The 12,436-nt window shown below is 68.3% G+C and carries 8 protein-coding genes and 1 pseudogene; 4 read left to right on the forward strand and 5 right to left on the reverse strand.

The features are described from left to right. Positions 1-54 precede the first annotated feature (54 nt). Entirely contained in the window at positions 55-1,044 is a 990-nt protein-coding gene (locus BFN33_RS21415) for a LacI family DNA-binding transcriptional regulator (RefSeq protein WP_218109003.1), read from the forward strand. 135 nt (positions 1,045-1,179) lie between these two features. Here BFN33_RS21415 and BFN33_RS21420 read toward each other — a convergent pair whose 3' ends face one another. Then, complete coding sequence (locus tag BFN33_RS21420) at positions 1,180-1,890, reverse strand: cupin domain-containing protein (RefSeq protein ID WP_069761679.1); 711 nt, start codon at positions 1,888-1,890, stop codon at positions 1,180-1,182. Between the two features lie 129 nt (positions 1,891-2,019). Between BFN33_RS21420 and BFN33_RS21425 the strand changes: the two genes are divergently transcribed. Further along, complete coding sequence (locus BFN33_RS21425) at positions 2,020-2,661, forward strand: SGNH/GDSL hydrolase family protein (RefSeq protein WP_069761680.1); 642 nt, start codon at positions 2,020-2,022, stop codon at positions 2,659-2,661. Between the two features lie 159 nt (positions 2,662-2,820). Here BFN33_RS21425 and BFN33_RS21430 read toward each other — a convergent pair whose 3' ends face one another. From BFN33_RS21430 to BFN33_RS21440, 3 genes are all read right to left on the reverse strand, one after another. Beyond that, positions 2,821-5,073, reverse strand: a complete 2,253-nt coding sequence (locus tag BFN33_RS21430) for a right-handed parallel beta-helix repeat-containing protein (protein WP_069761681.1) — start codon at positions 5,071-5,073, stop codon at positions 2,821-2,823. 583 nt (positions 5,074-5,656) lie between these two features. Continuing rightward, a complete protein-coding gene (locus tag BFN33_RS21435) occupies positions 5,657-8,137 on the reverse strand; it encodes an RICIN domain-containing protein (RefSeq protein WP_256122812.1) in 2,481 nt (826 codons plus the stop codon). A 257-nt stretch (positions 8,138-8,394) separates the two neighbouring features. Then, positions 8,395-9,429, reverse strand: coding sequence for a LacI family DNA-binding transcriptional regulator (locus BFN33_RS21440; RefSeq protein ID WP_069761682.1), 1,035 nt, complete (start codon positions 9,427-9,429; stop codon positions 8,395-8,397). Positions 9,430-9,752: 323 nt separating this feature from the next. On the opposite strand from BFN33_RS21440, the gene BFN33_RS21445 reads away from it, so the two are divergent. Further along, complete coding sequence (locus tag BFN33_RS21445) at positions 9,753-10,760, forward strand: LacI family DNA-binding transcriptional regulator (RefSeq protein WP_218109005.1); 1,008 nt, start codon at positions 9,753-9,755, stop codon at positions 10,758-10,760. A gap of 235 nt (positions 10,761-10,995) precedes the next feature. Here BFN33_RS21445 and BFN33_RS54405 read toward each other — a convergent pair. Further along, positions 10,996-11,250 (reverse strand): annotated as a pseudogene (locus BFN33_RS54405) (4-hydroxy-2-oxovalerate aldolase); the annotation flags it as partial. Between the two features lie 210 nt (positions 11,251-11,460). Between BFN33_RS54405 and BFN33_RS21455 the strand changes: the two are divergent. After that, on the forward strand, positions 11,461-12,285 hold the full coding sequence (locus BFN33_RS21455) for an SDR family oxidoreductase (RefSeq protein WP_069761685.1): 825 nt from the start codon (positions 11,461-11,463) through the stop codon (positions 12,283-12,285). Positions 12,286-12,436: the final 151 nt, after the last annotated feature.

Here is a 12,436-nt window from a genome sequence, read left to right on the forward strand (position 1 = left end):
GGGAAGCGGATGGATGGCGCTGACACGGCGCGACGACGGCCTACGATCACCGACGTGGCGCGGCTCGCCGGTGTGTCACCCCAGACGGTGTCGCGGTATCTGCGGTACAACGGCGGGCTGAAGCCGGCGACCCTGGAACGCGTGGAGAAGGCCATACGGGAACTGGACTACCGTCCCAACCTGGTGGCGCGGTCGATGCGTACGCGGAAGACCGGCCGACTGGCGATCCTCATGCCCGCCATGGCCTTCAACCCCTCGCGCATGCTGGCGGGTGCTGGCGCGACGGCGCAGGACGCAGGGTTCTTCGTGGATGTCGTGAGTGCCGGGGGCGGCGTACGCGCGAGGAGCGACCGCCTGCTGGAGCTCGCCGATTCGGGACAGTACGAGGGCATCCTCTCCCTCGCCCCCGTGCTTCCCGCCGTGGAGAGCAAACTGCACCAGAGGACGGCCGTGGTGATCTCGGCCGACTTCGACGACGAGATGCGCGGCATCGGGCAACTGGCCGACGCCACGCCCCTGGTGCGGATGATCGAGCACTTGGCGGCGCTCGGTCACTCCCGGTTCCTCCATGTGGCGGGCGACGCGCAGTTCGCCTCCGCGAGGGCGCGCAAGCAGAGCTATCTAGAGACTGTCGAACGCCTCGGGGTCGAGTCCGTCGGGGTCTTCGACGGAGACTGGTCGGGAGAGTCTGGCATCGAGGCGATACGGTCGCTCCCGAGCCATGCGCGGCCGACCGCCGTGATCGCGGCCAACGACCTCGTCGCCGCCGGCGTCGTCCGGGGCGCCCGGGAGCGCGGCTGGGACGTGCCCGGCGACCTCAGCGTGACCGGTTGGGACAACGCCGGGGTCGGACAGTTCATGACCCCGTCACTGACCACCGTCGACGTGGAGCTCGAACAACTAGGCAGTACGGCCATGGCCAAGCTGATCGCGGGTCTGAGGGACAGCGCGCCCGAGACGGCTGAGGGCTCCCTGTTCCGCATCATCTGGCGGGAGTCGACGGCCGAGCCGCCCGCGGCAGGGCGTCTCAGCCGCAGGCGGTGACCAGCGCCACGGCCGGGTGGGCGCGGAGCAGGCGGACCGTGTCCGTCCCCTGCGCCTGCACCGCCCATCCGGCCCGGCCTTGGGGGCGGGCCGAACCGGCCGCGCACGCCGCACGTTCTCAGGTGCGCATCGTCCTCAGTTCGCGTAGACGTCAAGCCGGCCGCACATCCCGAACTTCCCCCGGGCAGCGGGCTGTTCAGACCTCACAGCGGCATCTGCGAGGTGGGGGGACTCTCCTCGCTCCAGCCAGTCGAGCTGCGCCCCGGTGGCCGCGGCGGAGGCCTCGGCACCTTGTCGCCACCGCTCGCGCCACTCGGCGATGCGGGGCCGTACGAGCGCGGCGGCCACACGGTGGAACGCGGCCAGGGCCTGCGGCCCCTTGGCCTCCCGGAGTGCCCGGTAGCCCTCCAGAGCGAGGTCCCGCCGGGCCCGGGCGACGCGCTCCTGCTCCTCCTCGGGCGCGTCGACCGGAATTGCGGTGACACGGGCGTACGTCTCCGGATCGGTCAAGTACTCCGGGGGCAGAGTGAGGACCGCATCCCCCGCCTCCGGCAGCCCGCTGTTCTGCATCAGAACGGTGATCCGCAGATCACCCTCGTTGACCAGCCGGTGGATGGTGCCCGGCGTGAACCAGGCGACCGTGCCGGCCTGGAGCGGAGTGACCTCGTACCCGGAAGCGGTCAGCGTCTGCACGGCCCCGCGACCGCCGGTGACGACGTAAGCCTCTGAACACGCCAGGTGCATATGAGGGGTACCGCCGCACACTCCGTCGGCAGCAGGCCAGTCGTACACCGACAGATGCGAGATGGCGACGCCCCCGGGTAGTCCGGTGTTGGTTGCGTTCATGTGTGTGTCAACACTCCAGTTCACTACAGTAAGCGCTTTCTATCTCTCTTAATTTACGTCCCGGCCGCCCAACCCGTCAATGTTCCGTTTAAAATCAGACCCGAATAGCGAAGCCGCAAGGAGGACGATGTGAACAATGGGTTGGTAGGCAAGAGCGTCTACGCCTTCGGCGACAGTATTGTGTACGGACATGTGTATCCCCACAGTTTCGTGGACGTAGTTGCAGAGCGCGAGGGCATGTCCCTCACCAAGTTCGCCCGGAACGGCGCGACCATAGGCGCCGACGCGCATGCTTCCGGAGGGCAGATACTCACGCAGGTCGAGCAAGCGACCGACATCGCGCCGGACTTCGTCATCTTCGACGGAGGCACCAATGACGCGCAGTCCATTTTCCGGGACCGCGCGTACACGCTCAGCACCTACGTGGAAGAGTTGGAGGAGACGCTGCACGTCATGGGGCGGAAGTGGCCCACCGCCCGCATCGTGTACGTCGCCGCCCACAAGCTCGGTTCGCGGGACTGGGACACTCAGGTGGCGCTGCGCGAGGTGACCCTGCAAGCCTGCCGCAAGTGGAACATCGCCGTTGCCGACGTCTTCGGAGAGACCGCGCTCGACACGCGCGATGACACCCAGCGTGCGAAATACACATTCGACGACCTGGTCAACGGTTTCCCTGGCACAGAGGGATCGGGAACACATCCCAATGAGGCGGGTATCGCCACGTTCTACGTACCGGTGGTGAGCGCCAAGCTGCAGCATATTTCACATTGACCAGTTGGCAATCGGATCTGCCTGGTCGATATCGACCAGGCAGATCCGATTCCTCATTTTCATGACGTCAGCCTGAGCCGAACATCGTGGGCGGGCGAGGAAGCGCTTACTGAATCGGTGCCCTTACCGAAATACTCACGCCACCAGCTGGCCTGGCTGTCACTGGCCGAACCCGGTACCGCGCGAGATCCGGACGTCGTCCACGTGGACCGCCCCGCGCTCACCCCCGTTCGAGTACCACGCGACCTTCGCGATCCCCGGCATCGAGGTGCGGAACGCCGCGTCGTTCAGCACGCGATGGCCGTCGATGTCCAGGTCGAAGCGCTGGTTCACGGTGTCCACGGTGAGCGTGACCCGGTACCACTTGCCATTCGTGTACGTACCGATCACGGAGTCCGTGGTTCCCTGATACGCGTGGATCTCGCCGCGGGCGAACGCGACGCTGACGGCCTGGACGCCGCTGGCGTTGTACACGTAGGGCAGCCCGAACCAGCCGGCCTGCGTGTCGTTGCGCATCACCTGCGTGTCGATGGTCACCACGCCCTGCAGCGGGGTGCTGAAGAGCCGGGCGAGGTTGGTACCGTCGGTGCCGCCGCCTTCGACGGTGCGGGTCAGCCGGACGCTCTTGTCGGTGGCGGACGGCGTCTCCACCACGGAGACGTCGTTGTTGGTCGAGATGACTCGCCATCCGTTGGTCCCGTCGGCGAGCGTGCCGGTCGCCCGGCCGTCGAAGGTGTCCGTGAACGCGATGTTGGGCGCGCCGCGTTCGAAGGCACCGATCTCCGGACCGTTCCCGATCGGCACAGGAGACCCGGCGTTGTCGAGGCCTCCGTTGCTGCTGACCGTGGCTCCGGCGTCGACGAACACCGATCCCGACTGGAGCGCGAAGTTCGCCGCCGTGCCGAGCCTCGGGCCGTTCTCGTCGCCGTAGGGCCCCGTGACGGAGGCATTCACGAACTGCGGAGCGCCGACCACGGCGTTCGCGTCGGACGTGGGCACGGTCGTCAAGTTGTCCGAGTAGCCGTTCTTGTTGTAGACGATGGTCGACTTTTGCACGAACGTGGGCGCGGACTGCCCGGAGACGAACAGGTTGTTGGTCAGCGTCGCCTTGCCGGAGACGCCGCCGGTCACCATGTTCGTCGAACTGGTGTTGGCGAAGGTGTTGTTGTAGATGTTCGCCACCGTGCCGCCCGTCTGCGACAAGTGGAGGTTCCACCGCGTGCTGCCGGTGATGACGTTGTAGCGGAGCACCACGCTGCCGAACTGGACGTTGGAGTTGCACGCGCAGAGCAGGATGCCGTCGCCGTTGTCGTGGAGGTAGTTGTACTGGAACACCTGGTTGGTGGTGCCGATGTCGGGGTCCAGGGCATTCTGGTCGGCGCCGCCCGACGAGAGGTGGGTGCCCATGATCTCGTTGTGCTGGACGGTGACGTTGTCGGCCATGTTGGTCTCGACGCCGGAGACGCCGACCCGGTCGATCACGTTGCCTTCGACGAGTCCGCCCCGGGTGCCGGTGAGGTAGATGCCATTGCAGCCGAAGGGGGTGTTCGCCTGCGTGATGTAGTTCCCGCGGAACGTGACGTTGGTGTACGGGGTGAACCTCGAGTCGGTGGCAGTGGCTCGCTTGCCCCAGCCGGTGAAGACGGCACCGGGCGCGTCACCGGCGTACTGCTTCGTGACGATCCCGCTGAACGAGGTGTTCTTGATGGTGGAGTTCTCCACGGTGATGCCGTCGAGGACTGTGGGGGCACCGGGCGCGGTGATGTCCTGGACGCCGGTGAGGAAGGCGATGCCGCCGGTGTCCTTCGAGCGGTCCCAGCCCTGCTGGAAGGTGATGCCGGGCTTGTTGTCGGCGGTGCTGCCGCCGACCCACTTGACCTCGCCGGTGACGTCGTGCACGTCCACCGAGTCGATCACGAAGTGGTGCAGGGTCTGGCCGTTGTCACCGTGCACGCCGATGCCGCGGAAGTCGCCGAGTTTCGAACCGTCGGTCGTCCCCGTGGGCACCGCGTTCGACACGTCGAGGTTGCGGATCTCCCAGTACTGCTGGTTGTTCAGCCGCACCGCGTCGCCCACTGCGCCCTGGCCGGCGATCTTCGGCTTGGCGCCCGTTCCGTAGCTGTCGATGGCGATCGGGGCGCCGTCGGCGCCGGACCCTTTCGGCCAGAGCTGCCCGGTCCAGCTGTCACCGGCCTCGAAGCGGATGGTGTCGCCGGGCTGGAACGTCGTTGCGTTCACCTTGCTCAGCGAGCGCCAGGGCGCGCTGCTGCTGGTTCCGGCGTTGCTGTCGCTGCCGCTTGTGCTCACGAAGTACGTGGTGCCCGCGGCGAAGGCCCGCTGCGCGGGGATGAGCACGATCGACGCGAGCACGACGGCCAGCGCGCACAGTGCGGCGGCTGTCGCTCGTGACACAAGTCTTCGGTTTACGGTCATTGTCCTCTTCTTGTCGTCCGTGGTGGTGAGGTACCGGCTCCTGTCGTGACGCCTCCAGCCGAGACGTCGCGTAACGACTCGGGGCGCCGGCGGCTCGGGACCGGACGGTGGACGCACCAACGGGTGCGCGACGACATGGGCACTGGTCCGGCCGGACACGCCCCATCGGGTGCTGAGCTCGGTGGCGGTTCCAAGAGTCGTGCTTCCGGTGTCACAGTGCCCTCCCGGATGTGCAGCGGGCCTTCGAGAACGTCATGCCTGCCCCTCGGAGCCGCGTCGGGAAAACGTATTCCGCGCAGTGTGCCCAGCGGTGATCGAGTGCGTCAAGGTTTCGAGCAGATGAACGTCAGCGTTGCGGAGGCCCCTGCCGGAAAGCCGACGGCGCCATGCGACAGCGAGCCGTGCGGCAGCCCGGCTGCTTCGTAAGGCGCTTGTCACTGGCTGCTCAACCCGTCGCCCGGCGGGGCCCAGCAGCGCAGGCGCATCTCATGGCCCCCGGCGCACGGGTGGGGCAGGCCGGGGGTCGGGCCTGCCCCACCCAAGGGCTCGGTTGCTCAGTCGGTCATGCCACCTTGACCAGCTTCCAGCGCTGGTTGCTGCCGCCGTTGGTGTACCACTGGTCGATGGGGGTGTTGTCGGTGGTCCCACCCTTGTACACGTCCACCTTGTACCCGTTCGACCGGGACTCGATCGTGTAGCCGCCGCTGTCGCCCAGGGCGATCAGCCACTGCTGGCTGACGCTCCCGCTGGGGGTCTTCAGCTGCAACTGGGTGCCGGGCCAGGTGGAAGCCGCGTTGATGTCGAGGGACTTGCCGCTGGTGACACCCGTGACGGTGAGGTAGCCGCCGCTGGTGTAGGCCAGTTTCCACTGCTGGCTGCCGCTGTTAGCGTCGGTCTTCTGAACGACGGGCGTGCCGTCGCTGGTTCCACCGTTGTAGGCGGTGAGCACCTTGCCGGTGCCGGCGCTGATGATCTTGTAGGTGCCGGACAGGTCGCTGACCGGCTCGTGGGTGACGGAGAAGTTGGAGTACTCGACGGGGTAGTAGCCGGCGGTGCCCAGGCCGGCCAGGCCCGCACCGTAGCTCGTGTCGGTGACCGTGCCGACGGTGTTTCCGTCGATCTTGGCGATGATGGTGCTGTTCTGGAAGGTCAGCGACAGGTTGTGCCAGGTGCCCGTGCCGGGAGCGGTGACGGTACCGCTGGCAAGGGTGGTCCAGTTCCACGCTTTGCTGCCGGCGGTGTCGGTCTTCAACAGCGACCAGGATCCGGTGTCGGACAGGCGCAGGTGGTAGGCGTTCATCCCCCCGGCGCTGAACTTCGTCTGGGTGCCGACACGGCCGAGGAGCTCTGCGGAGCTGCCGCTCTGCTCCAGCAGTACGTCGGAGCTGACCGTGTAGTTGCTCCAGCCGACGTCGCCCACGAGGGTGTAGGGCTGGAGGGCGTTCGTGGCCGGGTACCACCAGACGATCGGCTTCTGGGGTGCGGTCTGGCGCAGGCACTGGCCGGTGCGGCCCCCGGTGCAGGGGGCGGCCTGGAACGCGCCGTTCATGGAGGCGAAGTACTTCGCCTCCTGCCCGGTGCTGTAGCCGGCGAAGGAGTCCGAGTAGGGCATGACGAGCCGGTTGCGCGCGGGCGAGGTGGCCGTTCCGGCACCCTGACCGGTGGTGGTGGTCACGGTGTAGACGTGACCGGGGTCCAGGGTGAGGGTGTACGTGCCGTTGCTGGCGGTCAGGTCACTGTTCTGCACCATGCGCGGGGTGGCGCCGCCGGGCTGTGACAGGTCGGTGGACCACACGTGCAGGGCCCCGCCCGGCAGGCCGCCGGCGATGTCGAGGGTGACCGTCTGGGACGCGGTGGCGTCCATGGTCTCGAAGACGGTGCTCCAGGCGCTCTTGTCGGGCGCGGTGTAGCTGACGTAGCTGCCGTTGGCGCGGTCGCCGCCGAGGTAGCCGGAGGCGCTGTCGAGGTACTTCCAGCCGGGTGAGGTGAACTGCGTGGTCTGGGCGATTGACCAGGCGGTGCGGGAGACACTGTAGGCGCCGGACCACGGCTGGTTCGCGGTGACCAGGCCCTGGTCGTGGAAGTAGAGGTTCTGGTAGTCGGCGGCCAGCATGGGCCAGTTGATGTACGCGCTCATCTTGGCGTCGAGGTAGCCGCGGTTGATGGCACGGGCGACCGGGGCCGCCCCCGTCTCGGCGTTCTCCGAGCCGTTCTCGCTGGCCCAGAGCTGCTTGCCCAGCGACTGGGCGTCGGCGGAGGAGGAACAGGTGGTCATCGCGGACGCGTACGTGCAGGGATAGTGCGCGCCGACGATGTCCACGGCGCTGTTCAGGGCGCTGTCGGTCTTCATGGCGGTGGCGATGTTCCAGTTGGTCTCATCGCTTCCGACCAGCTTGGTCGAGGTGTAGCCGTTCGCGGCCAGGGCCGACTTCAGGTTCTCGTAGAAGGAGGCGCTGTACGTCTTCTCGTTCTGGCCACCGAGGTAGTCGATGCTCAGGCCGTGCTGCTTGGCGCAGCCCATCCAGTCGATCAGGTAGTTGATCCCGTCCGTCGAGTAGAAGTTGCCGTTCCCTATCCAGCCGGGGGCGCCCCAGGCCAGGGCGAAGAGCTTGATGTCGGGGTTACGGGCCTTGGCCTGCTCCATCACCCACCACTCGTAGCCGGCGTTGCAGTCGATGTCGCCCTTCGAGTGCTCGAAGCTGGCCTCGGAGCCGTCGGTCGAGTTGGTGTCGCCGCCGATCTCGACCTTGAGGATCTGCAGGGCCGCGCCGTAGCCGGGCTTGAACAGGTAGTCCAGGATCTGGTTGCGCTGGGTGGACGGGTAGTCGACCAGGAGGCGGGTGTTGCCGCCGCCGCCGCTAATCGCGCCCACGCCGTCGAAGGTGCGTCCGCCGCTGGTGCCGTCCACGGTGATCGCCGTGTCGGTGGCGGCATACGCGGGCGAAACTGCTCGGCCGGCCAGCAGGGCCAGTCCCATGAGCAGGGCGGCCAGGGCCGCCAACCGTCTGATGTGCCTGTCAGGCAGCCCTATGACGTCGTGCACGGGAGATCCTCCTAGGAGGGAGTGCGGGTGTGGGTGCGGCTTGCACTGAGACTCCGTCGCGTGGACCGCAGAGGCGGGGTCCGCCCGGGGGAGGAGTCTTTCCTCAGTGGGAAATCGTATTCCGCGCAGTGTGCCCGTCCGTGATCGAAGGCGTCAAGCATCGGTCAGCGGGTAAAAAATGCGGCTTTGATGCGGCAGTTCTGGTGGTCCGCAGGCGCTGTGCATGCCAGCGGGAGTGATCGGCTGTGAGGGTCGGTTCAGACGACGCGGATCGCGGTGCTGTCGCGCACCACGACCTGCCCGCGCATCATCAGATGCTCTGCTTCCGTACGGTCGGCGAGCGCGAGGCGGACGGCCTCGGCACCTGCCTGCGCCAGCGGCAACGACACGGTCGTCAGCCGCGGTGTCACGTCGATCGCGAGCTCGATGTCGTCGAAACCGGTCACCGAGACCTCGTCCGGCACCGCCACCCCGGCAGTACGGAAGGCGGACATCGCGCCGATGGCGATGGTGTCGTTGGCGGCGAGGACCGCGTGGGGCGGCTCCAGCCCCTCGGTGACCAGCCGCCGCGCCGCGTCGAACCCTCCTTGGCGGCTCACCGGGCAGTGCGAGATCCGGATGTGCCGCTCCTCGACGCCGCCGCCGCGGAGACCGGCTATGAAGCCTGCGGTACGGGCCGAGACGTTCCCCTTCCCGCGTACGCCGGCGAGGATCGTCACGTGCCGGTGCCCCGCCGCGGCGACGTAGCTGGCCAATTCCCTCGCAGGGCCGTGATTGTCGAAGCTGATGGAGTCGAACGGCATGTCGGTGTCACCGACGATCACTACCCGGCCGCCCTCGCGTTCGTAGCCGAGCAACTCGTCGAGCAGGCGCCCGCCGAGGGCGTTCGTGTCCAGGCGGCTTGACGTCAGAATGAGCGCACGCGGCCGCAGAGCACGCTGCAGGCGGACGGTTTCGAGCTGCCGCTCGGCGGTGCCGTGGGTCGACGAGACGGTCACGAACGCCCCAGCGTCACGCGCCCGCCGTTCCATCGCCGCGGCGACCATTCCCATCGACGGGGTCGTGAGATCGTCGCCGACGACCGCGATCGAGTCGTTCGCGCGCCGCATCGCCCGGGCCGCGGCGTCCGCGGTGTAGCGCAACGCTGCGGCGGCGGAGACGACCCGCTGCCGGTATTCCTCCGCGACCGTCCGGGAACTGCCGCCCAGCACTCGCGACGCGGTCGAAACCGACACACCGGCGGCCGCCGCCACGTCACGCAGGGTGACGGTCGGCCTGGCTGAATGGGGCATCGCGCCATCCCTCCCGCACCACGAAAACGAGCCGCCGCCGACGCTACCCGAGGATATCCCCGGCCAGGCCGCGGAGGTGCGGACGAAAGTGCCGGTGGCCGACTCGGGATACGGTCGCCCGGCTGGAAGGAGGTCGCGTCGGCTTGGTCGGATTCCGCAAGGCATGTGCGACAGCGGTGAGGGCACCGGCCTGCGGAGTGACCGTCGGTAGTGATGCCGTGACTTCCGGGCGCTGGGCGGCTCGGTGCACAATGTGCGGCATGGAAGATGGAGCGGCAGCGCCTGTACGGCGTCGCGGGGAGGCCGTATCCGAGGGGCGCCAGGTGACCCTGCATGATGTGGCGCGGACAGCGGGCGTCTCACAGGCGACGGCGTCGCGGGTGCTCAACGGCAGCGTCCGCAACGTCCGGCAGGAGAACATCGACCGCGTGCTCACCGCGGCCGCGGAACTGGACTACGCACCGCACCTGTCCGCCCAGGCGATCGCGCGGGGTTCGACGAACATCGCCGCGCTGGTCGTCAGCGGTGTCGACGACCCGTACTTCTCCTCCATCGCGGCAGGTGTGACGCAGGCAGCCGAGGCCGCCGGACTCATCGTGACCATGGCGGTCGCGGACCGCTCCCCGGAGCGGGAACTCCAGATCGTCGGGACGCTGCGCGGCATGCGCCCCCGCGTCATCATCATGACCGGCAGCCGCGTCGACGGCGCCGATGCCCGCGACGCACTCGTCGAGGAGCTCCACGCCTACCGGGAAGCGGGCGGCAGCGTAGTCCTGATCAGCCAGCACGACCTGCCGTTCCACACCGTCAGCATCGACAACTACGGGGGAGCGCGGCAGCTTGCCCGCGCGCTGGTAGGGCTCGGCTACCGGCGGTTCGCGGTGGTCCGGGCGGGGACCGGCCTCAGGACGTCCCGTGACCGGTGCAGCGGTTTCGTGGAGGGTCTGCGCGAGTTCGGCATCGACGTCGACGAACGGCTGGTGGTCGAAGCCGAGTTCAGTCGCCGAGGGGGGTGTGCGGCGGCCAGGGAGCTCGTCCGGCGGGGACTGGACGGAACGGAACTCGTCTTCGCGGTCAGCGACGTCATGGCGATCGGTGTGATGACCGCATTCCGCGACACCGGGCTCGTCCCTGGCCGGGACGTCGCCGTCGCCGGCTTCGACGACATCGGCCCGGCGGTGGACGTCGTCCCGGAGCTGACGTCCGTGAACGTGCCTCTGCAGCAGGTCGGACTCCGTGCGATGGAGCTCGCGCTCTCCGACGATGACGCCCCGCGGATCGTACCGGTCGACACGAACGTCGTGCTGCGGGCAAGCACACCGCCTCGATGATTGTGCCGGCTGATCGCGTGGTGAGCGTCGGCTGTCCGGCCCTGAGCTGCTCCGCCGGCCGACGCCCTCCTTGCGGGTGACGGTCTTCCGGCCTGTCGAGCGAGCTGTAGCCGATGAGTACGGCGCCGTCCTCGGGAGAAGCTCCGCTCAGATCAGGGCAAGACGTCGAGCCGAGCCGGGCGGCGGACCATGAGCAGGCCCGGAGCGGGCTCACGGCGATAGCCGGGAGCGAGCCGCCAACGGGGCCAGTGGTGCGGACGCAGTGGGCGCCGCAGGACTCCATCGGCTGGCCTGGCGGGTCAGCTCGGCGGGTTCGGGCAGTGAGACACCACCACCAGGAAGCCCGCCACATCCATGCCCAGGCTGCGGCCGCGGCGATGTGCTGGGCGGAGATGCCGGTCTCGGTGCAGTGGGTGGCCACGCGCACGGAGCGGATGCCCGGCGAGTGAGTGCGTCGCAGGTTGTGCTGGGCGCCGATGCCGGGCAGCAGCGGGTGGTCGAGAGCCGGATCGCTACTTCGGTCACCTCTGCCGTGAACCGTCGCTCGCGAGTGCCACGCAGGCTCGACGGCTTGGCCGGGAGCTGTGAACGAAGGTGGAGTTACTCATGCTCAAGAATCCACAGAGGAACGACTTGATACTGAGTATCAGAAGGGTCTAGAGTCTCGTATTGCAAGTTCGTTTCGAACGGGAGTGTCCTCATGAGCAAGATCTGGTTCGTCACCGGTTCCTCGCGTGGCTTCGGTCGTCAGTTCGTCCAGGCGGCCCTGGAGCGTGGTGACAAGGTCGCGGCCACCGCCCGCAACACCGACTCCCTGGCGGACCTGGTGGCCGCCCACGGTGAGGCGGTGCTGCCGCTGAAGCTGGACGTCACCGACAAGGCCGCCGCATTCGAGGCCGTCCAGCGGGCGCACGAGCACTTCGGCCGCCTGGACGTGATCGTCAACAACGCCGGACACGGCCTGTTCGGCGCGGTCGAGGAGTTGACCGAGCAGCAGGTCCGCGGTCAGATGGAGACCAACTTCTACGGCGCCCTGTGGGTCACTCAGGCCGCCCTGCCCCTCCTGCGGGCCCAGCGCAGCGGTCACATCGTGCAGATCTCCACGGTCGGCGGCGTCATCTCCTTCCCCAACCTGGGCGGTTACAACGCCTCCAAGTGGGCCCTGGAGGGCCTGACCGAGGCCCTCGCCCAGGAGGTTGCCGGCTTCGGCATCAAGGTCACCCTCGTCGAGCCCGGCGGCTTCGAGACCGACTGGGCCGGCTCCTCCGCCACGTTTGCCGCGCAACTGCCCGCCTACGACGACCTGCGCGCCGCCGTCGCCGCCGCCTGGGGCGACGTCAAGTCCGGCGACCCCGCTGCAACCGGCCCGGCCCTGCTGGGGATCGTCGACACGGACAACCCTCCGCTGCGTGTCTTCTTCGGTACGGCCCCCCTCCACCTCGTCCCCCAGGTCTATGCCGAGCGGCTGAAGACCTGGGAGGAGTGGGCGGCGGTCTCCGCCGAGGCCGAGGGCGCCGCGGCCTGAAGCCGCCGCGCGGCAGCGAGACGCCGCAGGCCGATCCGTGACGAGATGGATGGTTCGGGCGGCAGCCCGCAGACATGAAGGCGGGCTCGGTGGCCAGGAGCCACTCGCGGCTCCCGAAGTGTCCCGGGCGGCCCCGGCGCACTGTAGGCCC

Source organism: Streptomyces sp. LUP47B (genome assembly GCF_001746295.1).
In the GTDB taxonomy this organism is placed as follows: Bacteria; Actinomycetota; Actinomycetes; order Streptomycetales; family Streptomycetaceae; genus Streptomyces.